General features: G+C 71.7%; 20 protein-coding genes, 1 tRNA gene and 1 pseudogene. 8 read left to right on the forward strand and 14 right to left on the reverse strand.

Annotation, left to right across the window (positions count from 1 at the left end; translation table 11 throughout):
• Window positions 1-386: 386 nt before the first annotated feature.
• Window positions 387-1,103, reverse strand: a complete 717-nt coding sequence (locus IG54_RS0117890) for a pentapeptide repeat-containing protein (RefSeq protein WP_030784692.1) — start codon at window positions 1,101-1,103, stop codon at window positions 387-389.
• A 154-nt stretch (window positions 1,104-1,257) separates the two neighbouring features.
• On the opposite strand from IG54_RS0117890, the pseudogene IG54_RS38015 reads away from it, so the two are divergent.
• The 3 genes and pseudogenes from IG54_RS38015 to IG54_RS0117905 all read left to right on the forward strand — a co-directional run bounded on the left by IG54_RS38015 (window position 1,258) and on the right by IG54_RS0117905 (window position 4,885).
• Window positions 1,258-2,464: pseudogene (locus tag IG54_RS38015) on the forward strand (NAD(P)-binding protein).
• A 67-nt stretch (window positions 2,465-2,531) separates the two neighbouring features.
• On the forward strand, window positions 2,532-3,548 hold the full coding sequence (locus tag IG54_RS0117900) for a zinc-binding dehydrogenase (protein WP_030784694.1): 1,017 nt from the start codon (window positions 2,532-2,534) through the stop codon (window positions 3,546-3,548).
• A 62-nt stretch (window positions 3,549-3,610) separates the two neighbouring features.
• Window positions 3,611-4,885 (forward strand): GNAT family N-acetyltransferase, encoded by a 1,275-nt coding sequence (locus IG54_RS0117905; RefSeq protein WP_051819605.1) that lies wholly within the window; start codon window positions 3,611-3,613, stop codon window positions 4,883-4,885.
• Between the two features lie 7 nt (window positions 4,886-4,892).
• Here the strand turns inward: IG54_RS0117905 and IG54_RS0117910 are convergent, their stop codons facing one another.
• From IG54_RS0117910 to IG54_RS0117920, 3 genes are all read right to left on the reverse strand, one after another.
• On the reverse strand, window positions 4,893-5,384 hold the full coding sequence (locus IG54_RS0117910; RefSeq protein ID WP_030784699.1) for a GNAT family N-acetyltransferase: 492 nt from the start codon (window positions 5,382-5,384) through the stop codon (window positions 4,893-4,895).
• A gap of 75 nt (window positions 5,385-5,459) precedes the next feature.
• Window positions 5,460-6,347 (reverse strand): aminoglycoside phosphotransferase family protein, encoded by an 888-nt coding sequence (locus IG54_RS0117915; RefSeq protein ID WP_030784702.1) that lies wholly within the window; start codon window positions 6,345-6,347, stop codon window positions 5,460-5,462.
• 20 nt (window positions 6,348-6,367) lie between these two features.
• Window positions 6,368-7,126: a DsbA family protein gene (locus IG54_RS0117920; RefSeq protein WP_030784705.1), complete on the reverse strand. Its 759-nt coding sequence runs from the start codon at window positions 7,124-7,126 to the stop codon at window positions 6,368-6,370.
• 172 nt (window positions 7,127-7,298) lie between these two features.
• On the opposite strand from IG54_RS0117920, the gene IG54_RS0117925 reads away from it, so the two are divergent.
• Complete coding sequence (locus IG54_RS0117925) at window positions 7,299-10,526, forward strand: hypothetical protein (protein WP_030784708.1); 3,228 nt, start codon at window positions 7,299-7,301, stop codon at window positions 10,524-10,526.
• A 65-nt stretch (window positions 10,527-10,591) separates the two neighbouring features.
• On the opposite strand, the gene IG54_RS0117930 is transcribed toward IG54_RS0117925, so the two are convergent.
• A tRNA-Thr gene (locus IG54_RS0117930) sits at window positions 10,592-10,668 on the reverse strand.
• 210 nt (window positions 10,669-10,878) lie between these two features.
• Between IG54_RS0117930 and IG54_RS0117935 the strand changes: the two genes are divergently transcribed.
• The 3 genes from IG54_RS0117935 to IG54_RS0117945 all read left to right on the forward strand — a co-directional run bounded on the left by IG54_RS0117935 (window position 10,879) and on the right by IG54_RS0117945 (window position 13,485).
• Window positions 10,879-12,015 (forward strand): ABC transporter ATP-binding protein, encoded by a 1,137-nt coding sequence (locus IG54_RS0117935; protein ID WP_030784711.1) that lies wholly within the window; start codon window positions 10,879-10,881, stop codon window positions 12,013-12,015.
• Between the two features lie 256 nt (window positions 12,016-12,271).
• The gene (locus tag IG54_RS0117940; protein WP_030784714.1) at window positions 12,272-12,730 is read left to right on the forward strand and encodes a hypothetical protein; all 459 of its coding nucleotides are present in this window, start codon (window positions 12,272-12,274) and stop codon (window positions 12,728-12,730) included.
• Window positions 12,731-12,765: 35 nt separating this feature from the next.
• The gene (locus IG54_RS0117945; RefSeq protein WP_030784717.1) at window positions 12,766-13,485 is read left to right on the forward strand and encodes a nucleotidyltransferase family protein; all 720 of its coding nucleotides are present in this window, start codon (window positions 12,766-12,768) and stop codon (window positions 13,483-13,485) included.
• A gap of 81 nt (window positions 13,486-13,566) precedes the next feature.
• Here the strand turns inward: IG54_RS0117945 and IG54_RS0117950 are convergent, their stop codons facing one another.
• The 7 genes from IG54_RS0117950 to IG54_RS0117980 all read right to left on the reverse strand — a co-directional run bounded on the left by IG54_RS0117950 (window position 13,567) and on the right by IG54_RS0117980 (window position 20,436).
• Complete coding sequence (locus IG54_RS0117950) at window positions 13,567-15,270, reverse strand: DoxX family protein (RefSeq protein ID WP_234336230.1); 1,704 nt, start codon at window positions 15,268-15,270, stop codon at window positions 13,567-13,569.
• 117 nt (window positions 15,271-15,387) lie between these two features.
• Window positions 15,388-16,332, reverse strand: a complete 945-nt coding sequence (rlmB, locus tag IG54_RS0117955; protein ID WP_030784723.1) for a 23S rRNA (guanosine(2251)-2'-O)-methyltransferase RlmB — start codon at window positions 16,330-16,332, stop codon at window positions 15,388-15,390.
• A 104-nt stretch (window positions 16,333-16,436) separates the two neighbouring features.
• Window positions 16,437-17,837: a cysteine--tRNA ligase gene (cysS, locus tag IG54_RS0117960; RefSeq protein ID WP_030784726.1), complete on the reverse strand. Its 1,401-nt coding sequence runs from the start codon at window positions 17,835-17,837 to the stop codon at window positions 16,437-16,439.
• Window positions 17,838-17,941: 104 nt separating this feature from the next.
• Window positions 17,942-18,346, reverse strand: a complete 405-nt coding sequence (locus IG54_RS0117965; RefSeq protein WP_030784728.1) for a PPOX class F420-dependent oxidoreductase — start codon at window positions 18,344-18,346, stop codon at window positions 17,942-17,944.
• Between the two features lie 74 nt (window positions 18,347-18,420).
• Window positions 18,421-18,924, reverse strand: a complete 504-nt coding sequence (ispF, locus tag IG54_RS0117970; RefSeq protein WP_030784731.1) for a 2-C-methyl-D-erythritol 2,4-cyclodiphosphate synthase — start codon at window positions 18,922-18,924, stop codon at window positions 18,421-18,423.
• Complete coding sequence (gene ispD / locus IG54_RS0117975) at window positions 18,914-19,645, reverse strand: 2-C-methyl-D-erythritol 4-phosphate cytidylyltransferase (RefSeq protein ID WP_030784734.1); 732 nt, start codon at window positions 19,643-19,645, stop codon at window positions 18,914-18,916. The genes ispF and ispD overlap by 11 nt, the downstream gene beginning before the upstream one ends.
• 308 nt (window positions 19,646-19,953) lie before the next feature.
• A complete protein-coding gene (locus IG54_RS0117980) occupies window positions 19,954-20,436 on the reverse strand; it encodes a CarD family transcriptional regulator (RefSeq protein ID WP_003953493.1) in 483 nt (160 codons plus the stop codon).
• Window positions 20,437-21,073: 637 nt separating this feature from the next.
• On the opposite strand from IG54_RS0117980, the gene IG54_RS0117985 reads away from it, so the two are divergent.
• Entirely contained in the window at window positions 21,074-21,811 is a 738-nt protein-coding gene (locus IG54_RS0117985) for a hypothetical protein (protein WP_030784736.1), read from the forward strand.
• A gap of 78 nt (window positions 21,812-21,889) precedes the next feature.
• On the opposite strand, the gene IG54_RS0117990 is transcribed toward IG54_RS0117985, so the two are convergent.
• Both IG54_RS0117990 and IG54_RS0117995 read right to left on the reverse strand, forming a co-directional pair.
• Entirely contained in the window at window positions 21,890-22,570 is a 681-nt protein-coding gene (locus IG54_RS0117990) for a response regulator transcription factor (RefSeq protein ID WP_030362171.1), read from the reverse strand.
• Window positions 22,567-23,823 (reverse strand): sensor histidine kinase, encoded by a 1,257-nt coding sequence (locus IG54_RS0117995; protein ID WP_030784739.1) that lies wholly within the window; start codon window positions 23,821-23,823, stop codon window positions 22,567-22,569. Before IG54_RS0117995 ends, IG54_RS0117990 begins: the two co-directional genes overlap by 4 nt.
• Window positions 23,824-23,867 lie beyond the last annotated feature (44 nt).

Here is a 23,867-nt window from a genome sequence, read left to right on the forward strand (position 1 = left end):
CCTGCCACGTGTGTGCCGCTGCCTGCTCTACGGGGTGGGGAACTCCCCCCCCCGTAGAGCAGGCAGCGGCACACACGTGGCAGGCGGCGGGACGCGCCGCCCTCACCCCCCACCGGCCCGCAGCCGCGCACGCTCGCGAGGGGACGTGGGGGTATGTGCGAGCGCAGCACAGCGGATCCAACTAACCGAGCCCAACAACCAACAGGCTCCCGCACCAAGATGGCGAGCACGCACATACCCCCGCGGCCCCGCCCCAAAGACGAACCCAAGGCGAACCCCCACCGAAGGCAGCCCCACCGAAGGCAGCCCCACCGAAGGCAGCCCCACTGAAGGCAGCCCCGCTGAAGGCGCCCCCGCCAGCCAAGGCGCCCCCGCCAGAACCCGCCCTAGGCCCAGGGGCCAGCCACCCGCACGCCCACCTCCGCCGCAAAACCCCCCGCCAACTCGATCAACTGCTCAGGACTGATCACCGCCGCGGCCAGACTCCCCACCCCCCGCGCGATCCCCAGCTCCCCCGCCGCCCGCAGATCCACGTCCTTCATCCGCACCCCGCTGAAGTCCGCCCCCCGCACCACACAGTCCCGGAACTCCACCCGCTCCAGGGACGCAAGCCCGAAGTCCGGCTCCACCAGCACGCAGCCCTCGAAAATCACATCCCGCAGCCGCGCCTTCCGCAGGTTCAGGTAGTCGAGCTTGCCGCCCCGCACGACGACCCGCTCCAGCACGCTCCCGTGCAACTGCACGCCCCCGAGCCGCGCGTCGACCACCTCCACGTCCCGCATCGACGCCTCCACGAGGTCGGTCCCCACGCCCCGCGGTTCCGTCAGGACGGAGTCGACGAAGCGCGCCCGGCTCAGCCTGGTCTCCCCGACCCCGCACCCGACCAGCGCGCAGTCCATGAAGAGCGCCCCGCCCCCGTCCTGCGCGCCGAGGTCGAGGCCGCTGAACTCCAGCCCGTCGTAGTCCCCGTCGGGCTCCAGCTCACCTCCCTCGAAGGGCCGCAGCGGCGGCAACCGCACCTCGGCCCGCTGCGCCTGCTTGACCACGCCCGCGGCCTTCGCGCCCCGCGCCCCGCCCTTCGCAACCTTCGCCTTCTGAGCCATCCCCCCATCGTGCCCGCCGCCACTGACAACGCCGCTCCGGCAGAGCCGCCGCACCCCGATGTCACATCCGGCCCACCCCCACCCGTCGAGGTAACGAAGGCGAAGACCAGCAGACCGGACGAAGGCCGGCCCACACCCTGAGGGAGCCCAAGCAATGCCACCTGCCCACCGCCCCACGACCTCCACCACCCCCACCCCCCTCACCGTCATCGGCGGCGGCTTCGCCGGCCTCACCGCGGCCATCACCGCCGCCGAGGCCGGCGCCCGTGTGACCCTGCGCGAGTCCCACCACACGCTCGGCGGCCGCGCCCGCACGGCGGAGGGCCCGTACAAGACCAACGAGGGCCCGCACGCCCTCTACAACGGCGGCCCCCTCTGGACCTGGCTCAAGCAGCGCGACCTCATCGGCCCGCCGGCCCCCCCTGCCGCCCCTCGAAGCCGCCCGGCTCCGCTTCCACCACCGCGGCGCCCTGCACCGCGTACCGCCCCTCGCCCTGCTCAAGCTGCTGCGTCACAGGTCCGAACGGGCCCCGGTGGACCAGGACTTCACCACGTGGGCGACGGGCCTGGTCGGCGAGGAGGGAGCGCGCGCCGCCGCGCACTTCGTGGCCGTGGCGACGTTCCACCACGACCCCGGTTCGCTCTCCGCCCGTTTCGTGCAGGAGCGCCTGCGCCGCGCGACGAAGCTGCCGCCCGAGGCGCAGTACCCGCGCGGCGGCTGGGCCCGGGTCATCGACCGCATGGCGGGGCTCGCCTGGAACCTCGGCGTACGCGTGGAGACGCAGGCCCGCGTCGACAGCCTCGACGACGTCCCGCGGAACGGCCCGGTCGTCGTGGCGACGTCCCTCGACGCGGCCCGCCGCCTCCTCGGCGACGACTCCCTGCGCTGGGAGAGCGGCCGCACCGCGCTCGTCGACGTGGCGTTCCGCTCCCGCACGGGCGACGCCTTCGTCGTCTCCGACCTGGACCGGACGGGGTGGGTGGAGCGTTTCACCGCCCAGGACCGCACGCTGGCCCCCGAGGGCGAGCAGCTGATCCAGGCACAGATCCCGCTCTCCCCCGACGAGACGAAGCACGACGGCGTGGCTCGCGCGGAGCACCTGCTCGACCTCGGCTACCGCGGCTGGCGCGAGCGGCTGACCTGGCGCCGCGCCTCCGTGGCGAACGGCCGCACGGGCGCGGTCGACCGCCCCGGGACCACCTGGCGCGACCGCCCCTCGATCGACCGCGGGGACGGCGTCTACCTGGCGGGAGACCAGGTGGCGGCGCCCGGTCTGCTGACCGAGGTGTCGTTCAACAGCGCGGTGGAGGCGGTGACGCTGGCGCTGACGAGGTCGAGGCTTGACCTCAAGTCTGCTTGAGGTTGAAAGGTGGGGTTTCAGAACGGCCGCCCGACCACCGGACGGCCCCGCCCCCGAGGAGCCCGCCATGCACGCCATCCGCCTCCACGCCTTCGGCCCCGCCGAGAACCTCGTATACGAGGAGACGGCGGCTCCCGTCCCGGCCGCGGGCCAGGTCCGCGTCACCGTCGCCGCGGCCGGCGTGCACCTCCTGGACACCGCGATCCGCGAGGGCATGCGGGGCCCGCTGCCCGAACTCCCCGCCCTGCCCACGATCCCCGGCCGCGAGATCGCCGGCACGGTCGACGAGGTGGGCGAGGGCGTCGACCCGGACCTCCTGGGCAAGCGCGTCGTCGCCCACCTCGGCTTCGCGCCCGGAGGCTACGCCGAGCAGGCCGTCACCGAGGCGTCCCGCCTGCACGTGCTCCCCGACGAGATGGACTTCGCCGAGGCCGTCGCCCTCATCGGTACGGGACGTACGACGATGGGGATCCTGCGATTCACCGAGCTGACCCCCGACTCGGTGGCCGTCATCCCCGCCGCGGCGGGCGGCATCGGCACGCTCCTCACGCAGTACGCCAAATACCGGGGCGCCACCGTCATCGGCCTGGCGGGCGGCCCGGACAAGACGGCCCGCGTCCGCGCGAACGGCGCCGACCTCGCCGTGGACTACAAGAACCCGGCCTGGCCCGACGAGGTCCGTACGTACCTCAAGGAGCGCCTGGACGGCCGTACCGCCACCGTCGTCTTCGACGGCGTGGGCGGCGAGGCGGGCCTGGCCGCGGTCGATCTGCTCGGCCCCGGCGGCCTCCATGTCGTCTTCGGCTGGTCGGGCCAGGGCCTGCACGGCGGCGAGGCCCTGACCTTCGACGAGGAGGAGCTGGCCGCGCGCGGCATCACCCAGGTGAACGTCCTCGGCCCGGCGATGATGGCGAAGGCCGGCGGCGACAACCCCGTACGCACCCTGGAACTCGCCGCGCTCACCGAGGCGGCCGCCGGGCACTTCACCCCGGCCGTGCAGCGCTACCCCCTGGCGGAGGCGGCGGCGGCCCACCGCGCGCTGGAGACCCGCGGCACGATGGGCAAGGTGATCCTGATCCCCTGATCGCGTCGGGGGAGGCGGAAATTCACCTGCTGTCACGGCATCCGGGAACTACCGTCCGTTATATGGATATGGAAGCCGTCCACCCCTCCGCCCCCTCCCCCCTTCAGTTCCGTGACATTCCCGAGGCGGGCATCGACCGTGCCCTCTCCCTCGCGTACCTCGCCTTCCACGAGAGCCCGGAGGACGAGAAGCGCAAGCACAACCACGACCTGCTGCTCGGCTGCACCCGCGTCGGCGCCTACGACGGTGACGAACTCGTCGGATTCCTCGCCGCGTTCCCCTTCACGGTCTCCGTCCCCGGCGGCGAACTGCCCTGCCCCGGCATTACGTTCGTCTCCGTGGCGCCGACGCACCGGCGCCGCGGCGTGCTCTCCGGAATGATCGCGAAGCTGTTCGCCAAGGCGGTGGCCGAGGCCTCGCCGATCGCCGCGCTGTGGGCGTCGGAGGACGCCATCTACGGCAGGTTCGGCTTCGGAGTGGCCACCCACGGCAACACCGTGGAGATCGACTCCCGCCGCCCGCTGGCCCTGCGCATCGCCCCCGACGAGGGCCCGCTGCGCCTGGTCGACCCGTCCGACGTCCCGGACCTCCTCGGCCCGTACTACGACCGCACCCGCGCCGACCGCCCCGGCCGCATCGCCCGCACCGAGGCGTGGTGGCGCGAGGAGTGGATGGTGACGGAGGACGAGGAGGACGACGAACTCTCCCCGCCCCGCATCGTCACCCTCGCTTCCCCCGGCAGCATCCCCGGCGGCCCGCCCGCCGGGATAGCGGGTTACGCGATCTACCGCACAAAAACCCGCGACGACGCCCCCGGCCTCGTCCGCCTCGACGACCTGGAGGCCGACACCCCCGCCGCGGCCGCCGCCCTCTGGCGCTATCTCGCCTCGATCGACCTGACGGGTGTCGTCCAGGCCTGGGGCCGGCCCCTGGACGACCCGCTGCTGCTCTTCGCCGCCGACCGCGACCAGGTGCGCGTCACGGGCCAGTTCCCCGGGCTGTGGGTCCGCCTCATCGACGTGCGCGCCGCGCTGACCGCCCGCTCCTGGGCGGCCCCGGTCGACGTGGTCATCGACGTACGCGACGACCACCTCCCCGCCAACGCGGGCCGCCACCGCCTGACGGCGTCCCCCGACGGCTGCACGTACGAGCGGACGGACCGCCCGGCGGACCTCACCCTCGACGTACGCGACCTGGCCGCCGCCTACCTCGGCGGGACGCCCACCGACGCCCTGGTCCGCGCGGGCCTCGCCCAGGAGCACACGCCGGGCACGACCACAGCACTGGACGCGGCGCTGCGCACGACGCGACTGCCGCACACCGTGGACGAGTTCTAGGCAAGTTCTAGGCAACGGCGGGCGGCGGCGCACCGAGCGAGGTGAGAGCGTCGTCCGTCAGCCGGTACACGGTCCACTCGTCCTGGGGGCGCGCGCCGAGCGACTTGTAGAAGTTGATCGACGGCTCGTTCCAGTCGAGGACCGACCACTCCAGGCGCTCGTAGCCGCGCTCCACGCAGATGCGCGCGAGTTCGGTGAGGAGCGCCTTGCCGTGCCCGCCGCCGCGCGCCTCAGGACGTACGAACAGGTCCTCCAGGTAGATCCCGTGCACGCCCCGCCACGTCGAGAAGTTGAGGAACCACAGGGCGAAGCCCACCACCTCACCGCTCGCGTCGTCCTGCGCGATGTGCGCGAACGCCGCGGGCCGCTCCCCGAACAGCGCCTCACGCAGCTGCTCCTCGGTGGCCTTCGCCTCGTCGGGCGCCTTCTCGTACGTGGCGAGGTCGCGGACGAGCGCGTGGATGACGGGGATGTCGGCCGGTGTCGCGGTACGAATCATGGGGGCAGGCTAGTCAGCGGCGGGCCGCAGGGGTCAACGCCGTCTCACCAGCCGAGCGCCCGGACGGGCGTGGCCTCACCGACCCAGAAGCCGCCGCGCGATCTCCATGTCATCCGGCACCAGCGGCCGCCCGTCCTCGATCTCCCACAGCGCGTTCTGAAGCACCCGGCCGAGCGTCCAGGCGCGCGCACTCTCCCGGTCGAGACCCAGGACCTCGGTCATCGCGTCGAACCGCCACAGCACCTCGTCCGGCTCGAAGCGGTTGTCGAGGGCCGGCCAGAGGTCGAAACCGGGGTCACCCGCAAGGGGTTTGGGGTCGATGGCGAGCCACGGCTCGCGCTCCGACGCCAGTACGTTCTCGAAGTGCAGGTCCCAGTGGAGCATCCGGTCACCGGGCTCGCCCATGACCTCGCGCACCGCGCCCCCGCACCGCTCCACGATCGCGCGTTCGGCCGGGTCCGGGATCGCCCTCAGGGCCTGGGGCAGGTCGTCGACCATCTCGGCCGCGATGTCACCGAGCCGCCGCATGCCGTCCGGCGCGGGCCCCGCGGTCAGCCGGGCGAGGAGTTCCGCGATGACGAGCACGGCCGCGCGCGTGTCGGCCATCGTCGACAGCATCCGCCCCTCGTCGAGGCGTTCGAGCAGCATCGTGCCGGTCCCGGCGTCGTGGTCCAGGAGCCGGACGGCCCCGTCGCCGCCCCACAGCCGCAGCGCGACCGGCTCGCCCTCGGTCTCCTCGTCCAGGACCTGGAACTTGACCACGGCGGGCGTGCCGTCGGCGCGCAGCACGGGCAGCACGAGCGCGGCCTGCCCGTGCATCGGATCCCCGTCGGGCGTCAGCTCCCACCGCTCGGCGAACTCCCGTACGCGCGCGGGCAGTACGTCGATGAAGGCACGCCCCGCCTCACCCGCGTAAAGATGCTGCGCCTCGACCAGCCCGTCCGGAACGCGAATGTCGATCACGCCGCGACCCTGACGAACGTTCAGGAAATCCCGGCCGCCTTGAGCTGCTTGGCGAACTCCCCCTGGTCGTAGAGCGCCTCCCCCTCGGACTTCTCACCGTCGATGAGGACGGTCGGCGTGGACTGGACCCCGTCCTTGTTGAAGGTCGTCATCGCCTCGCCGACCCACTTCTTGTACGTGCCGTTGGTGACCGCCTTGTCGAAGGCGCCGCCGCGCAGCCCGTCGACCTTGTCGGCGATCTTCAGCAGGAAGGCCGGGGTGTAGGCGTCGTCGGTCTCCTCCGCGGGCTGGTTGGCGAAGACGGCGGCGTGGTACTGCGGGAACTTGCCCGCCTCCACCGAGGCCCGCAGCGCGTTGGCCGCGTTCACGGAGCCGCTGCCGCCGAGGTTCCTGTCGAGGAACGAGGCGATCACGTACTCGACCTTGACCTTGCCGTCGGCCACCGGCCCGACCAGCGCCTGCGCCCCGCCCTCCTCGAACTTCCGGCAGAACGGGCAGCGCGAGTCCTCGTAGACCTTGACCGTGTGCTTGGCCTGCGGGTCGCCGACGGTGATGACGCCGCCCTTCACCGAGGCGGGCACGTCGGACCCGGGCGCCTTGGACTCGGGCCCCTTGGATTCGGGCCCCTTGGACTCGGGTGCGGAGGACGAGGACTTCTCGGCGCCACCGGCGTTGTCCCCGTCGGGACCACAGGCGGACGCGGCTACCCCGATCAGCGCCGCGGCGGCCACCGCGGTGGCGACGCGCGCGGCCTTGCGCCCGGCCTTGTGTACGGCCATGAGTTGAGCCCTCCCAATGTTCGAAAAGTTCCGCTCAAAGTATCGGAACGCCCGCGGAAGCCGCCCCCGCCCCCTGCGCCTGCCCAGGCCCTCCCGTGCCGTTGTCGGCCCCTCATGCCACGATCACCCGACCATTCGTTCACCTGACCATTCGTTCAGCCTGGGGGGCTCGATGCCTGAACCACGTCCCTGTCCGAGATCCACGAGACCCGCGAGACCCGCGCTGTCCACTGCGCTGCTACTCGCCCTGACCGCACTGCTCGCCCTGTTGGTGCCGTTCGCACTGCCGGCGACCGCCGCCCACGCCGTCGAACCGGAGTGCGCGCCACTCGCCCTCGCCCCGTTCGGCGACCCGGGCGGTGCGGTCGGCAGAGCGAAGGTCGCGCCCGACGGGTCCGCCTGCCACACCTTCACCGCCACCGAGGCCGGCCCGCACCTCATCCCGCTCGACAGCAGCAACAACGAGACGTACGTCCAGGTGAACGCCGGCGCCGAGGAGATCGACTGCACCGCCGGCACCTGCGACCTGCCCGAAGCGGGCGACTACACCGTGCGGGTCTCCAACAACGGCTGGGAGGACGCCGACACCGCCGTCACCGTGGTGCCGCTCGGCGGCACCCGCGGCTGCGCCGAGTCCGTCGGCACCTCATGGGACATTCCGACCGCCCCCCGAACCGCCGTCAGCGCCCTGCAAGTCGGCTGCCAGCCCTTCGACGCCGAGCCCGGCGACCGCGTCCGGCTCACCCACGGCAGCGAGGTCTACGGCGACTCCACGGCCTGGATCACCGACGCCACCGGGGACCGGATCTGCGCCGCGCCCGAGGAGGGCGAGAACAGCTGCGTACTGCCCGGCAAGGGCCCCTACCGCGTCCTGTCGCGCGTCACGTACACCGAGAGGGGCTTCCCCGCCGCGTACGCGGTCAAGGTGCGCCGCCTGAACGACGCCGAGGGCTGCCCCTCCGCCCCGGTACGGCCGTACGGACCCCTGGAGGCACAGGAGTTCACCAAGACGCCCTGCTTCACCGTCACCGCCGAGAAGGCGGGCCGGTACCTCATCGACTCCGTCAACGGCAAAACCGTCACGGAAAAGCCCGTCCGCGTGTACGACAGCGCCGGGAAGACCGTCTGCCGCACCACCGACGACGGCTGCCGCCTGCCCTCCGCCGGCACCTACACCGCCGTCCTCGACGGCCCGAGCCCCTTCCACGACACACCGAGCGGCCTGATCGTCCTCGACAGCGCGTCCGGCAACGGCTGCGTGAAGGCGGACATGGGCTCGCACCGGGGCGAGTTGAGCGCCGACGGACAGTACGACTGCCTGGAGCTGGCCGCGCCCGAGAACGCCCGGGTCGCGGCGCTCACCGCGCTCGACGCCTCCGGGGTCGACCCGGCCGTCGAGGTCCTCGACAGCGAGGGCGTCCGGCGCTGCGGCGCGGAGCGGCTCGCGGCAGGCGACTGCGCGCTCACCGGCGCCGCCCCCTACCGCGCGCTCGTCCACGCGGACGGCAACCCCCGCACCGGCCCGTACGCCCTCGCCCTGCACCGCACGGACGCGGCGAACGACTGCCCCGTCCTGCCCGCGGGCAGCTTCACCGCCGACGGCGCGAAGGCCTCCTTCTCCACCGGGAACGGCGTCTTCTCGCGCTGCCTGACCATCCCGGCCGACACCCACTCCTCGAACGAGGTCCTGCAACTCGTCGCCACCTCCGGCGACGTGCCCGCCAAGTTCTCCGTGCTCGACTCGACCGGCAAGCGCGTCTGCGAGCGCAACGCCACCACCAACGGCTGGGCGGTGTGCCCACTGACTCCCGGCAAGGCCCACACCGTCCTGGTCACCGGCCGCGACAAGGCCGCCGACTACACCCTGACGCGGCGCGACGTGACGTCCACGGCCTCGTCCGCGGGCTGCGCGAAGACCTCGGCGGCCAAGGTGGGCGGCCCGTCCGTGAGGGGTCCGTACGACGCCCCGGGCTCCCTGCGCTGCCACCAGGTCACCACCTCCGCGGCCGATGACGTCCTGCACGTCGATGTACGGGACGCGCTGGGCACCGCCAACATCATGGTCCTGGACGGCGACGGCGCGATGAAGTGCTCCTGGCGCAACCGCTCCTGCGCGGTGACCGGCTCCACCACCCACCAGGTCCTCGTGCAGACCCCGGCGAACCTGAAGGCGGCACCCGAGTACCGCCTCGACGCCCTGCGCGTGGCCACCGCCGAAGGACCCGCGGCCGAGTGCGCCAAGGTGCCCTCGATCGCGTACGGCTACGGTCCCGTCACCGGCACCCTCGACGAGTCGCGCACAGCCGTGTGCGCGGTCCTGCCCACGTCGCGCAACGACTCCTTCGAAGCCGAGATCAGCGACACCACCGGCTCCCCCGAGGAAGCGGTCCCCGCGCTGTACAACAGCTCCTGGACCAACGGCTGCTACGGCGTCGACCCCGGGGACTACCTCTGCGGTGTGAACGAGTCCCCCGACACTCCGAAGAAGCCCTCCGTGCTCGTCCTCGGCCTCCCGGAGAAGGCCTCCGCCACCTCCTACCGCGCCACGCTGACGTGCAGGAACGGCCGCTGCGGAGACGACAGGACCACGATCACCGAGGTCACCCCGGCCAAGGCGCCCGGAGGCAGCAAGCCCACGCTCACCGTCAAGGGCACCGCCATCAGCCCGCAGGCCACGGTCCGCCTGTCACAGGCGGGCAGGACCCTGACGGCGAGGACCACGTCGGTCTCGGCGGACTACAGCACGCTGAAGGCGTCCCTCGACCTGACCGACGTACCCGCGGGCACCTGGAACATCAGCGTCGTCTCGGACGGCCGTTCCTACGGACAGGGCACCTTCACCGTGACCGACCCCGAGCTGACCAACACCACCGCGCCCAAGGTCACGGGCACCGCGGCCGTCGGCGGCAAGGTCACGGCGTCCCCCGGCACCTGGTCGGCCACCCCGTCCTCGTACACCTACCGCTGGAAGGCCGACGGCGAGGTGATCGAGGGCGCCACGGCCTCGACGTACACGATCCCGGCGGCGCACCTGGACAAGAAGCTGACCGTCACCGTCACCGCCCGCAAGACCGGCTGGAAGGACGCGACCGCGACCTCCGCCCCGGTGACGATCGCCAAGGGCGCCGCGCCCAGGGCCACGAAGAAGCCGGAGATCACCGGCACCGCCAAGGTCGGCAAGACCCTCAAGACCACTAAGGGCACCTGGTCGCCCGCGCCGGGCACGTACTCCTACCAGTGGTACGCGAACGGCACGAAGATCACCGGCGCGACCAAGCCCTCCCTGGTCCTGAAGTCCGCCCAGCACGGCAAGAAGATCACGGCCAAGGTGACCGCACACCGCCCGGGCCACCTCGACGGAAAGGCGACGAGCAAGGCGACCGGAGCCGTCACCCGCTAGCCACGAGCGGCCCCGAAAACCCGAAGGCCCAGGTCACCGATGAGCTGACCTGGGCCTTCGCCCTGTGGAGCCCCCTGTCGGATTCGAACCGACGACCTACGCATTACAAGTGCGTTGCTCTGGCCATCTGAGCTAAGGAGGCACACGCGGACCGCTACGCGGCGCGCCCCCGCAGTGTAACCAACGACGCCCCCGCCCCCGTCGAAAATTTCCGCGAACCCCGCCGCGCCCCGACTACTGACAGACCACGGACCTCCGGGGTACGGTCACGAGCAGTTCACTCAGGTGGACTACACCACTCCCTCTACTCGGATCGTCCGGCACGTTCCTGCCGGTGAAGGGGGCCCTCACCATGGCCACTGTTACGTTCGACAAGGCGACCCGGATCTACCCGGGTTCCGACAAGCCCGCCGTCGACGGTCTCGACATCGAGATCGAGGACGGCGAGTTCCTCGTACTCGTCGGCCCGTCCGGCTGCGGCAAGTCCACCTCCCTGCGCATGCTCGCGGGCCTGGAGGACGTGAACGACGGCGCGATCCGCATCGGGGACCGCGATGTCACGCACCTGCCGCCGAAGGACCGGGACATCGCCATGGTGTTCCAGAACTACGCGCTCTACCCGCACATGACCGTCGCCGACAACATGGGCTTCGCCCTCAAGATCGCCGGTGTCAACAAGGCCGAGATCCGCCAGAAGGTCGAGGACGCGGCGAAGATCCTGGACCTCACCGAGTACCTGGGCCGCAAGCCCAAGGCGCTCTCCGGCGGTCAGCGCCAGCGCGTCGCCATGGGCCGCGCCATCGTGCGCGAGCCCCAGGTGTTCCTCATGGACGAGCCCCTGTCCAACCTCGACGCCAAGCTGCGCGTGTCGACGCGTACGCAGATCGCCTCGCTCCAGCGCCGCCTCGGCATCACCACCGTGTACGTCACGCACGACCAGGTCGAGGCCATGACCATGGGCGACCGCGTGGCCGTCCTCAAGGACGGGCTCCTCCAGCAGATCGACTCGCCCCGCAACATGTACGACCGCCCGGCCAACCTCTTCGTCGCGGGCTTCATCGGCTCCCCCGCCATGAACCTCGTCGAGGTCCCGATCACCGACGGCGGCGTGAAGTTCGGCAACTCCGTGGTGCCGGTCAACCGTGAGGCCCTGGCCGCCGCCGCGGACCGCGGCGACCGCACGGTCACCGTGGGCGTCCGCCCGGAGCACTTCGACATCGTCGAGCAGGACGGTGCCGTCGCGACGTCCCTCTCCAAGGCGACCGAGGACGCCCCGGCCGGCCTCGCCGTCTCCGTCAACGTCGTCGAGGAGCTGGGCGCCGACGGCTACGTCTACGGCTCCGCCGAGGTCGGCGGGGAGCACAAGGACCTCGTGGTCCGCGTCAACGGCCGCCGCGTCCCGGACAAGGGCGCCCAGCTGCACGTCGTACCGCGTCCGGGTGAGACCCACGTGTTCTCCACCTCCACGGGCGAGCGCCTCTCCGACTGACGCGACCGTCCGGCGCGACTGACGCGCCCCGCCGGCGCTACTGAGGCCGCGCCACGCCTGCCCAAGGGGCCCCGCATTTCGGTGCGGGGCCCCTTGGCGTATCCGCCGGCCCCGACCGTGTTGTCGACAAATACCCCGGCACACCGGTCATTTCACCCGGGCCTCGTCAACACCGCGCCAGCAAAACCCATTTCCCCGTCGCTCGACCGAGTGACTAAATGTCGCCAAATCATCACCTAGCGCTACGCTGCCTGGCGTGACGCACTCCGCCAACTACACCCAGAAGCCGCGCCGAGCCCACCGGGGCCCCGCCCGCCGCATCGGCCGCACGCTCGCTCTCGTCCTGCCCGTGATGCTGGTGCTTTCCGGGACCCTCGCGGTCACCAGCGTCAACTGGTCGGGGAACTCCTCGGATTCGATGCTCACCGCATCCGCCGACGACCTCTCCGTACCGGCCAAGTCCCGCGCCCCGCAGGACATCCTGCGCGACCGGCTCCTCCTGGAACTCCAGGAGAAGAACCCCGGCATCGCGCTCACCCGCCTCCAGCGGGAGGTGAACGACCACCCGTCGCTCGCCCGCCACTGCGTGGCCATCGCCCGCGCCCTCGGCCGGGCCGCCGTCCAGAAGTACGGCCCCACCCGCGCCCAGTCGTACGCGCGGCCCGTGTGCGACACGTCGTTCGCGGCGGGCGTGGCAGCCCACCAGAACCGCTGAGCCGACCTGGCCGACGCGCCGCGTAGGGTTCGGGCATGACCACGCTGAACCCCACGCAGGCCGTAGTCCTGGCCGGAGGCCAAGGCTCCCGCCTCCGGCCGTACACCGACGACCGGCCCAAGCCGATGGTCGAGATCCCCGGCACGGGGACCCCGATCATCGGCCATCAGCTTGCCTGGCTGGCCGCGGAGGGCGTGACCGACGCCGTCGTCTCCTGCGGCCACCTCGCCGAGGTCCTCCAGGAGTGGCTGGACTCCGCCGACCTCCCGCTGAACGTCACCACGGTCGTCGAGAAGGAACCCCTCGGCCGCGGCGGCGGCCTCAAGTACGCCGCCCGCCACCTCCCCCACGCCGACCAGCCCTGGTACGCGACGAACGGCGACATCTGGACCCGCTTCTCGCTGCGCGACATGGCGGCCTTCCACGCCGAGCGCGACGCCACCGCGACCCTCGCGCTGGCCCGCCCCCGCATCCCGTGGGGCGCCGTCGAGACGGACGCGTTCGGCCACATCACGGACTTCATCGAGGCCCCGCCGTCCCCGTACCTCATCAACGCGGGCGTCTACGTCTTCTCCTCGTCGTTCACCGCGCTCCTGCCCGACCTCGGCGACCACGAGCGCACCACGTTCCCGCGCCTGGCCCGCGAGAAGCGCCTGGCGGGCTTCCCGCTGCCGCAGGGTGCCTACTGGCGCGCGATCGACACCGCGAAGGACCTCACCGAGGCCGCCAAGGAACTGGCCGCACAGGCCCGTTGAGGCCCGCGCACCCTTCATACGAACGCCGGAGGGGCCCCGCACACTCGATGTGCGGGGCCCCTCCGGCGTACCACCACGGTCTCAGCGCCCGAGGACACCCCCGAGCAGACCACCGGGCTCCTCGCCCCCACCGCCGGTGCCGCCCGAGCCGCCCGTACCGCCCGAGCCGCCACCGGTGCCGCCGCTGGACGAGGGACCCGAGGTCGAGGCCGGCGGCTGCTGCTGTTGCTGCTGCTGTTGCTGCGGCGCCGACTGCTGCGGCGGGGCCTGGCCCGCCGTGCTGCTGCCCTGCGTCTGGCTCGGCTGCGTGGAGCCCGCCGTGCCCGTCTCGCGTGCCGCACCCGGGGCCGTGGCGCCCGGCGAGGGCCTCGGCGAGCTGCCCTGCGACGGAGAGCCGGACGAGGCGGAGGGGCGCTGCGCCTTCCGGTCCTGCCGCTTCTTCTCGGGGTCCCCGGGGAGCGGGGAGCCCGGCAGTTCGTTGCGCGGGGCCTCGCCGGGGCCGGGCACGGTGACCCGGTCCGCGTCCCGCACCGCGCCGCCGAGCAGCGAACCGAGGAGCAGCGTCAGGCCGATCGCCACCGCCCCGACCAGCGCGCCGCGCCGCAGCACCCGCCGCCGCAGCTCCCAGATCTCCGCGCGCGGCCCGAGCGTGCGCCAGGCCTCTCCCGCGAGGCGTCCGTCCACGGAGTAGACGGGGGCGCCCGCGATGATCAGCGGCGACCAGGCGGCGAGGTAGATGATGTCCGGCGCGTCGTAGGCGGGGACGGTCTTCCAGCTGACGGTGACGATGAGCGCGGCCGACAGCAGCACGCCGATGGAGGCGGCGACCCGCTGCCAGAGCCCGAGCACCGTCAGGACGCCGACGATGACCTGGAGGAAGGCGATGGTGAGCCCGGCGCCGACCGGGTGCTGGAGGGCGAAGTCGCGCAGCGGCTCGGCGAGCGCCCAGGGGTGCAGGGAGTTGAGCCACTTGACCATGGAGCCGCGCTCGCCGCCGTCGAAGTAGACGGGGTCGCAGAGCTTGCCCATGCCGGCGTAGATGGAGATGAAGCCGAGGAAGACGCGCAGCGGGAGCAGCACGACGCCGAGGTTCATCCGGCGCCCGGGGTAGTAGGCGTGCCGGACGGGGTCGCCCCCGTGCCGCCGCTTGCGCTCCTCGGCCTCGGCCTCGGTCTCGTCGGCCGGATACTCGTCATGACCGCTGTATCCGCTGTAGCCGTCGTACCCGCCGTACGCGTCGTCGCCGTACCGCCCGCGTTCCTGGGCCGCCCGCTCGTCGTAGTCGCTGCTGGGCATCCGCATCTGCGGCAGCAGCTGGGTCTGGGGCTGGTCGGGCCCGCGCGCGCCGACGACGGGCGTCTCGGCGGTCTCGGGCCCCTCGTCGAGGTCGACGCGCGGGATGACCTGGGTGGCGCCCCCGTCGTCGTAGGGCCCTGCCTCTTCGGCCGAACGGCGCACGCCGCCGCCGCGCACGGCCTGGAGCAGTCTGATCGCGCCGGTGTCGTCCGGATCGGACTTCCCGCTCCAGACGACGGGTGCGCGGCGCTTGGCGGCCGCCCCCACGGCGGGGATGCGCACCGTCTCTTCGGGGAGGCCCAAGTGCCGGGAGATACGCGGGGATTGGATGCGCCCAGCGGCGGGGAGCTGCACGCGGAAGCTCGCGTGCGCGACGATGACCTGCGCCGGGTCGCTCGGCACCTTCACCATGCTCAGCGCGGGAGCTTCGTCGAAGCCTGACGAGCTTCCCCCTGTGGGTGTGCGGGGTGTTCTGGTGTCCACACTCATCTAACCGAGTGATGTGTGGTTAGGACACTGCCTTGACCACGCGCAAATGTCCGGACCGCGTCAAGAGATCCCCGTCAAGAGATCACACGGTCCGGACATCAGTACGCCCGGCAACACCTACGCGCGGCGCCGCGCCGCCTCGTAGAGCACCACGCCCGCCGCGACACCCGCGTTCAGCGACTCCGCGCCACCCGGCATCGGAATCCGCACCCGGAAGTCACAGGTCTCGCCGACGAGGCGGGACAGGCCCTTGCCCTCGCTGCCGACCACGATGACGACGGGGCCGCCGATCGCCGCCAGGTCGCCGACCTCGTGCTCGCCGTCCGCCGCGAGGCCGACGACGGCGATGCCCGCCTTCTTGTACGCCTCCAGGGCGCGCGTCAGGTTCGTGCAGCGGGCGACCGGCGTACGCGCGGCCGTACCGGCAGACGTCTTCCAGGCACCGGCCGTCATCCCGGCGGCCCGCCGCTCGGGCACGACCACGCCGTGGCCGCCGAACGCGGTCACGGAGCGGACGATCGCGCCGAGGTTGCGCGGGTCCGTCACGCCGTCGAGCGCGACGATCAGCGGGTCCTCACCGGCGTCGTACGCGGCGGCGGTCAGGTCCTCGGGGTGCGCGTACTCGTACGGCGGGACCTGGAGGACGAGGCCCTGGTGGTTGAGGCCGTTCGTCATGCGGTCCAGCTCGGGCCGCGGGGCCTCCATCAGGTGGATGCCGCCGCGCTCGGCCGCGAGCTGGAGCGCCTCGCGCACCCGCTCGTCGTTGTCGATGAACTGCTGGACGTAGAGCGTGGAGGCGGGCACGCCGTCGCGCAGCGCCTCGAAGACCGGGTTGCGGCCGACGACCATCTCGGACGACGACTTGCCGCCGCGGCCCTTGGGCGCGGGACGGCGTCCGGCCGCCTTCTTGGCCTTGGCGGTGGCGATGCGGTTCTTCACATGCCCCTTGCGCGCCTCGGCGGGCGGCGTCGGACCCTTGCCCTCAAGGCCGCGGCGCCGATTGCCGCCGCTGCCGACCTGCGCGCCCTTCTTGCCGGACATGCGGCGGTTGTTAGCGGCCATGACCTACCTGTCTGTTGTGATGCGAGTGCGCGTACGTCCGTACGCGCGAAGGTGTACGTCTATGAAGTGTGCCGCCCACAGCGCCGGGCGGCACATCAGCGGTGCTAGCGCGGACCCAGCGTCCAGCGCGGACCCGTCGGGCCGTCCTCGATGACGAGGCCCGACTGGTTCAGCTGGTCGCGGATGGCGTCGGCGGTGCCCCAGTCCTTGCGGCCGCGGGCGGCCTCGCGCTGGTCGAGGACCATGCGCACGAGGGTGTCGACGACGCCGTGGAGGTCCTCGCCGCGGTCGCTCTCACCGCCGGCCCAGTGCGGGTCGAGCGGGTCGAGGCCGAGGACGCCGAGCATGGCGCGCACCTCGGCGAGGCGCGCCACGGCGGCCTCCTTGTCGTCGGCGGCCAGGGCGGAGTTCCCCTGGCGGACGGTGGTGTGCACGATGGCGAGCGCCTGAGGGACGCCGAGGTCGTCGTCCATGGCGTCGGCGAACGCGGGCGGCACCTCGGCCGCGGGCTCGACGACCCCACCGGCCTTCTCCACCACGCGCTGCACGAAGCCCTCGATGCGGGCGAACGCGGACTCGGCCTCGCGCAGGGCCTCCTCGCTGTACTCGATCATCGAGCGGTAGTGCGGGGTGCCGAGGTAGTAGCGGAGCACGATGGGGCGCCACTGCTTGACCATCTCGGAGACGAGCACCGAGTTGCCCAGCGACTTGGACATCTTCTCGCCGCTCATGGTGACCCAGCCGTTGTGCACCCAGTAGCGCGCGAACGCGTCGCCGAAGGCCTTGGCCTGGGCGATCTCGTTCTCGTGGTGCGGGAAGATCAGGTCGATCCCGCCGCCGTGGATGTCGAACTCCCGGCCGAGGTACTTGTGGGCCATCGCCGAGCACTCCAGGTGCCAGCCGGGACGGCCGCGGCCGAAGGGCGTCTCCCAGGCGGGCTCGCCCGGCTTGACGGCCTTCCACATGGCGAAGTCGCGGGGGTCGCGCTTGCCGGCGACGCCCTCGTCGGGCTGGCGCAGGTCGTCGATGTCCTGGTTGGACAGCTCCAGGTAGCCGGGCCAGGAGCGCACGTCGAAGTAGACGCTGCCGTCGGCCTCGTAGGCGTGCCCGCGCTCGATGAGGCCGCGCATCATCTCGACCATCTCGGTGATGTGGCCGGTGGCGCGCGGCTCGTAGGTGGGCGGCAGGCAGCCCAGCGCGTCGTAACCGCTGTTGAAGGCGCGCTCGTTCTCGTAGCCGATCGACCACCAGGGGCGGCCCTGCTCGGCCGACTTCTTGATGATCTTGTCGTCGATGTCGGTCACGTTCCGCACGAACGTCACGGCGTAGCCGCGGTAGGCGAACCAGCGGCGCATGATGTCGAAGTTCAGGCCGGACCTGATGTGCCCGATGTGCGGGGCCGCCTGCACCGTGGCACCGCAGAGGTAGATCGAGACACAGCCTTCGTGCAGGGGGCTGAAGTCACGGATCTGCCGGGCGCTGGTGTCGTACAGGCGAATCGTCACCACTCCAGGGTAGTGGTCGCGGGGCAGTGCCCCACGCCCCCTTGGCCCACAGGGCATGGAACTGTGACGTGGGACCCGCCCCGGCCCCGCTCCGGGAGCCGCTCTCAGAGGCGCCCGACGACCTTCCGCGCGGAGACCCGCACCACCACGCGCGGGGCGTCGTCCTTCGCGGCGGGGTTGAACTCGGCGTACTTCTTGCCCGTGTACTTCAGCGACAGCTCGTCGATGAGTTCCTGGCCGCCCTCGGTCGTCATCTGGGCCGTGCCGCGGATCTCCGCGTACGTATAAGGGGCGTCGAAGGGCTGGAGCAGCACCGTCACGCGCGGATCGCGGCGCAGGTTCTTCTCCTTGCGGCGCCCGATGGTCGTGGAGAAGAGCACGTCCTCGCCGTCCCGCTTCACCCAGACCGGCGACAGCTGCGGGCTGCCGTCGGGCTGGATGGTGGCGACGGTGATGAAGGACGGGGCGTCGAGGAGGGCTTTCAGCTGGTCGGACAGTACGGCGGACATGGCTTCACTCCTTCGTGGATGGCCGGCTGCGAGAACCTCGCCGGTACGAGCCATACCCCTACCCGGGATCGCCGTCAGTGCGTCGTACGTACGACCAACGCGGTGGCGACCGCCGCGAGCCCGTCGCCGCGGCCCGGGAAGCCGAGGCCGTCGGTGGTGGCCCCGGAGACCGAGACGGGGGCGCCGACGGCGTCGGAGAGCACCTTCTGCGCCTCCTCGCGGCGCTTGCCGATCTTGGGGCGGGGGCCGATGACCTGCACGGCCACGTTGCCGACGGTGAAGCCCGCGTCCCGCACGATGCGGGCGGCCTCGGTGAGCAGGGTGAGGCCCGAGGCGCCGGACCACTCGGGGCGGCCGGTGCCGAAGTGCGCGCCGAGGTCGCCGAGGCCGGCCGCGGAGAACAGGGCGTTGCACGCGGCGTGCGCGACGACGTCGGCGTCGGAGTGCCCGGCGAGGCCGGGCCCCTCGTCCTCCCACTTCAGGCCCGCGCACCACAGCTCACGGCCCTCTTCGAAGGCGTGGATGTCGGTGCCGATGCCGACCTGCGGCAGGAGGGCCGGGGGTGTCTCAGAAGCCATCGTTGGCCCTCCTGCGGGCGAGCACGGCCTCGGCGAGGAGGAGGTCGAGGGGGCGCGTCACCTTGAAGGCCTCCTCGTGTCCCGGCACGACGACGACCGGCAGGCCCAGCTGCTCGACCATGCTCGCGTCGTCCGTGACGCTGTCGGTGACGCTCTCGTGGGCGCGTACGAGCGTGGCGCGGTCGAAGCCCTGCGGGGTCTGCACGGCGCGCAGCCGGGCCCGCTCGGGCGTGGCCACGACGGGCTCGGCGTCGCCGGGCGCCGCCGCGGGCTCGACCTGCTTGACGGTGTCGGCCAGCGGCAGCGCGGGCACGACGGCGGGCGCCCCGTCGCGTACGGCCGCGATGACGCCGTCGACCGTGTCGACGGGTACCAGCGGGCGGGCCGCGTCGTGCACGAGCACGATGTCGATGCCGGGCGGCAGGGCGTCCAGGCCGGCCCGCACGGACTCCTGGCGGCTCTCGCCGCCGGGCACGACGACGAAGTCGGTCCGCTCGGGCAGCGCGTGGTCGTCGAGGAGGGTCTTGACCTCGGGGGCGCCGTCCGGCGGGGCCACGACGACGACGAGGGAGACGGCGCGGGACGCGGCCATGGCGCGGACCGCGTGGATGAGCATCGGGGTGCCGTTCAGCGCGCGGAGCGCTTTGGGGGCGCCAGGGCCGAGGCGCACGCCCCGTCCTGCCGCGGGAATGACCACCGCGGTACGGGATTCGCTAGACATCGGTTCCGTTCAGGTTTGTGTGCTCGGCCGACGTGGGTATGGCCTCACCGTGCCGGGGTGGCATCTTGACCGGACCCTTCCGTGACATCTGGTCGAGCCAGCTGCCGAGTCCAGCACGCCAACACGGCTCCCCGGGGGCCGCTCTCACGTATGCCTGGGTGCGGGAAATATCCGAGAAATATCTGGGTACGAACATGCCGCAGCGCCCGGCGACTCCTTTACGGGTCAGCGGGCACCGCGGCATCATTGCGCCAAAGACAGACAGCCCCACACAGTCTCAGACATGCAGTCTCAGGGGGCGGTCCGTGTCAGGACGCGAGGACCTCGTCCAGCAGGGCCTCGGCCTTGTCCTCGTTCGTGTTCTCCGCGAGCGCCAGCTCGCTCACCAGGATCTGACGCGCCTTGGCGAGCATGCGCTTCTCACCGGCGGACAGTCCGCGCTCGCGCTCCCGACGCCACAGGTCACGCACGACTTCCGCGACCTTGATGACATCGCCGGACGCGAGCTTCTCGAGATTTGCCTTGTAGCGACGCGACCAGTTCGTGGGCTCTTCGGCGTACGGCGCGCGCAGCACCTCGAAGACCCGGTCGAGGCCGTCCTGACCGACCACATCACGCACGCCCACGAACTCCGCATTGTCCGCTGGCACACGCACCGTCAGATCGCCCTGGGCGACCTTCAGCACCAAGTAGGTCTTGTCCACGCCTTTGATCTGGCGAGTTTCGATAGCCTCGATCAGCGCGGCCCCGTGATGGGGATAGACCACGGTGTCGCCAACCTTGAACGTCATGTGACAGGTACCCCTTCCGTGGCTATCCATCCTAACACGAGAACCGCCTCTTCTGAATGGCGTTTTCGCAGGTCAGGGCATATCTCGGGGCTTGACAACTGCAACAGGAACGTGCTGCGGAGGGCTCCCGGAACGGGGTATTCGCAGGTCGGAGCGGCTCTCCGGGGAGGCAGAAACGGGGGCGTTACGCACCTCTCAAGAAGCCTCAGAGAGGCTGAACGTCCCGGTTTGCGCGGTTCCAAGCGGTGAACTTTCGCTGCTCCGTTCGGTCGCCGGAGAGGCGTACCGCACGCCGTCGGACAGGATTCCGGAATTGATCAAGCAACCGGGTGATCAATTCCGCGGCCCCCCGCGCATTCCTTACCGGAAATCCGCAAGACGTTCGGGAGGACTCTTGGCGGCGCTTATGTGAATGATGAACGAGGGGGCATTGGGGCGGGCGGGACACAGGGGGCCGCCGATTCATCCCGGCGCAGGCTCGCGACCCCGAGGGGGCGGGTCGGGTGCGGCGGCATGGGAACGGCTCGGTAACCTAAGCGCGCTGACACACCCTTAGGGCGGCTTTACCGCCGCCTCAGGGCGGCTCCACGGCCGCCCGCCCTCCCGTACCGCCCACGTTCAAGGAGTTGCCGCCGCCGTGAGCCGCAGCCTTCGACGCGGCGCCCTCGCCGCCACCGCCATCGCGTTCTCGCTTGCCTCGCTCGCCGCGTGCGGCGCCGGTAACAACGCCGAGACGCTGGAGGTCAAGCCGGACAACGCGGCGACCTCCGTCGGTGACATCAAGATCCAGAACGCCATGGTCATCACGCAGCCGGACCTGAAGTCCAAGGGCCCGGCCGTGGTCTCCGCGACGGTCTTCAACACCGGCACGACCGCCCAGACCCTGAACTCCATCACGGTCGACGGCGCCGGCAAGAAGGCCAAGATCACGCCCGCCAAGGACGACGAGGCCTCCAAGCCGAACGGTCCGCTGACCATCCCGGCCGGGGGCTCCGTCGTCATCGGCGGCAAGGACAACGCCTCGGCCGTCCTGCCCAGCAGCCGCGACGCCGTCAAGGACGGCAACGCGCAGCGGATCACCTTCGCCTTCAGCAAGGCCGGTGACGTGAAGCTCAAGGCGTTCGTCGTGCCCGCCGAGAGCTACTTCAGCAAGTGGGGCCCGACCGAGGTGCCGAAGTCGCCCGACGCCAAGCCGGGCGCGTCCGGCAAGCCCGCACAGCCGGGCAAGTCCGGGAAGCCCGCCGACGGCGCCTCCACCGACCCGTCCGGCCAGGCCTCCCACGGAGCGGGCACGGACCCGTCCGGCGCGGCCTCCACGGACCCGTCCGACGCGGCCGGGCACCAGGAGGACGCCGGTACCGGCGCCGAGCACTGATCCACGTACGTACGCACAACGAGAAGGGCGGGACCCCACCAGGGGTCCCGCCCTCTCTCACATCGGGCCGCTCGCGGTTTACGGCTCGAACTTGTAGCCGAGGCCGCGCACCGTGACCAGGTAGCGCGGGGCGCCCGGGTCGGGCTCGATCTTGGCGCGCAGGCGCTTCACGTGGACGTCGAGGGTCTTGGTGTCGCCCACATAGTCCGCGCCCCAGACGCGGTCGATGAGCTGCATGCGGGTCAGCACGCGGCCCGCGTTGCGCAGGAGCATCTCCAGGAGGTCGAACTCCTTCAGCGGCAGGTCGACCTTGGAGCCGGAGACCGTCACCACGTGCCGGTCGACGTCCATGCGGACGGGGCCCGCCTCCAGGGCCTGCGGAGCGACCTCCTCGGGCTCGCCGCGGCGGCGCAGGACCGCGCGGATGCGGGCGACCAGCTCCCGCGACGAGAAGGGCTTGGTGACGTAGTCGTCGGCTCCTATCTCCAGGCCGACCACCTTGTCGATCTCGCTGTCCTTGGCGGTGACCATGATCACCGGGACGTTCGAACGGCTGCGCAGCTGGCGGCAGACCTCCGTGCCGGGCAGGCCGGGCAGCATCAGGTCGAGCAGGACGAGGTCGGCGCCGTTGCGCTCGAATTCGTCGAGTCCGTCCGGGCCCGTGGCCGCGATCGCGACCTCGAAGCCCTCTTTGCGGAGCATGTAGGACAGAGCGTCGCTGAAGGATTCCTCGTCCTCGACGACGAGCACTCGGGTCACGGAAGGACCTCCGGGGCAGGGATGGGTTCGTACGAAGTGGTCTCGTCGGGTGCGGCGTGCTCAGCGTCGAGCCCGCCGCCGTGACCTGGTCCGCGGTCGCGGTGCGCGGCCGCCTCCGGCAGCCGCAGGGTGAAGGTGGAGCCCTGTCCCTCGGAGCTCCACACGGTGACCTCCCCGCCGTGCGAGGCGGCCACGTGCTTGACGATGGCGAGGCCGAGGCCGGTGCCGCCGGTGGCCCGGGAGCGGGCCGGGTCGACGCGGTAGAAGCGCTCGAAGATGCGCTCCTTGTCCTTGTCGGAGATGCCGATGCCCTGGTCGGTGACCGCGACCTCGATGAGGTCCCCGCCGGGTGCGGTGACCCGGCGGGCGGCTATGCCTACGCGGGTGCGGGCCGGACTGTAGTTCACGGCGTTCTCGACGAGGTTGCCGAGGGCGGCGGCGAGCTGGCCGCGATTGCCCCAGATCTGTAGCTCGGCGGTGCCTCCGGCGGCCATGGTGATCTGTTTGTGGGAGGCCTGGTGCCGGCTGCGGTCGATCGCCTCCGCCACCAGTTCGTCGACGCGGACGGGCTCGGCGTCCTCCAGGGGGTCGTCGTTCTGCACCCGGGAGAGGTCGATCAGCTCCTGCACGAGGTTGGTCAGGCGGGTCGCCTCGATCTGCATGCGGCCGGCGAAGCGTTCGACGGCCTCGGGGTCGTCGGAGGCGTCCATGACGGCTTCGGAGAGGAGCGAGAGGGCCCCCACCGGGGTCTTCAGCTCATGGCTCACGTTCGCGACGAAGTCACGCCGTACGGCCTCGATGCGGCGGGCCTCCGTGAGGTCCTCGACCAGGAGCAGCACCAGCCGGGAGCCGAGCGGCGCCACGCGCGCGGAGACCGCGAGGGCCTCGCCGCGGCCGGTGCCGCGCCGGGGCAGGTCCAGTTCGACCTGGCGTATCTCCCCGTCGCGGCGGGTGTCGCGCGCCATCTGGAGCATCGGCTCGACGGCGAGCTTGCCGCCGCGGACGAGTCCGAGGGCGTACGCCGCCGAGCTGGCCTTGACCACGCTGTCGGCCTCGTCGAGGACGACCGCGGAGGAGCGCAGCACGGAGAGGACCGTGTCCACGCCGGGCGGCAGTACGGCATCGGTGTGCAGGGAGGTCCGGGTGGGGCGTTTCTGGTCGCGCTCGCTCCAGCGGAACGCCAGCATGGCGATGACGCCGGTGCACACCCCGGCGATCGCTGCCACTGCGGCGACCGCCGCGTTCACGTCCATGTGTCCAGGTTATGCGCCGGATCAATGCCGACCACAGCCAAACG

Origin of the sequence: Streptomyces sp. NRRL S-920 (genome assembly GCF_000717945.1) — a bacterium.
Taxonomy (GTDB): Bacteria; Actinomycetota; Actinomycetes; order Streptomycetales; family Streptomycetaceae; genus Streptomyces; species Streptomyces alboniger.

What these genes read in the sequence shown, in the direction of transcription:
- IG54_RS0117890 (WP_030784692.1), bottom strand. Translation starts at nt 1,103, where the DNA reads ATGGCTCAGAAGGCGAAGGTTGCGAAGGGCGGGGCGCGGGGCGCGAAG.
- IG54_RS0117900 (WP_030784694.1), top strand. Translation starts at nt 2,532, where the DNA reads ATGCACGCCATCCGCCTCCACGCCTTCGGCCCCGCCGAGAACCTCGTA.
- IG54_RS0117905 (WP_051819605.1), top strand. Translation starts at nt 3,611, where the DNA reads ATGGATATGGAAGCCGTCCACCCCTCCGCCCCCTCCCCCCTTCAGTTC.
- IG54_RS0117910 (WP_030784699.1), bottom strand. Translation starts at nt 5,384, where the DNA reads ATGATTCGTACCGCGACACCGGCCGACATCCCCGTCATCCACGCGCTC.
- IG54_RS0117920 (WP_030784705.1), bottom strand. Translation starts at nt 7,126, where the DNA reads ATGGCCGTACACAAGGCCGGGCGCAAGGCCGCGCGCGTCGCCACCGCG.
- IG54_RS0117925 (WP_030784708.1), top strand. Translation starts at nt 7,299, where the DNA reads ATGCCTGAACCACGTCCCTGTCCGAGATCCACGAGACCCGCGAGACCC.
- IG54_RS0117935 (WP_030784711.1), top strand. Translation starts at nt 10,879, where the DNA reads ATGGCCACTGTTACGTTCGACAAGGCGACCCGGATCTACCCGGGTTCC.
- IG54_RS0117945 (WP_030784717.1), top strand. Translation starts at nt 12,766, where the DNA reads ATGACCACGCTGAACCCCACGCAGGCCGTAGTCCTGGCCGGAGGCCAA.
- IG54_RS0117950 (WP_234336230.1), bottom strand. Translation starts at nt 15,270, where the DNA reads ATGAGTGTGGACACCAGAACACCCCGCACACCCACAGGGGGAAGCTCG.
- rlmB (WP_030784723.1), bottom strand. Translation starts at nt 16,332, where the DNA reads ATGGCCGCTAACAACCGCCGCATGTCCGGCAAGAAGGGCGCGCAGGTC.
- IG54_RS0117965 (WP_030784728.1), bottom strand. Translation starts at nt 18,346, where the DNA reads ATGTCCGCCGTACTGTCCGACCAGCTGAAAGCCCTCCTCGACGCCCCG.
- ispF (WP_030784731.1), bottom strand. Translation starts at nt 18,924, where the DNA reads ATGGCTTCTGAGACACCCCCGGCCCTCCTGCCGCAGGTCGGCATCGGC.
- ispD (WP_030784734.1), bottom strand. Translation starts at nt 19,645, where the DNA reads ATGTCTAGCGAATCCCGTACCGCGGTGGTCATTCCCGCGGCAGGACGG.
- IG54_RS0117980 (WP_003953493.1), bottom strand. Translation starts at nt 20,436, where the DNA reads ATGACGTTCAAGGTTGGCGACACCGTGGTCTATCCCCATCACGGGGCC.
- IG54_RS0117995 (WP_030784739.1), bottom strand. Translation starts at nt 23,823, where the DNA reads ATGGACGTGAACGCGGCGGTCGCCGCAGTGGCAGCGATCGCCGGGGTG.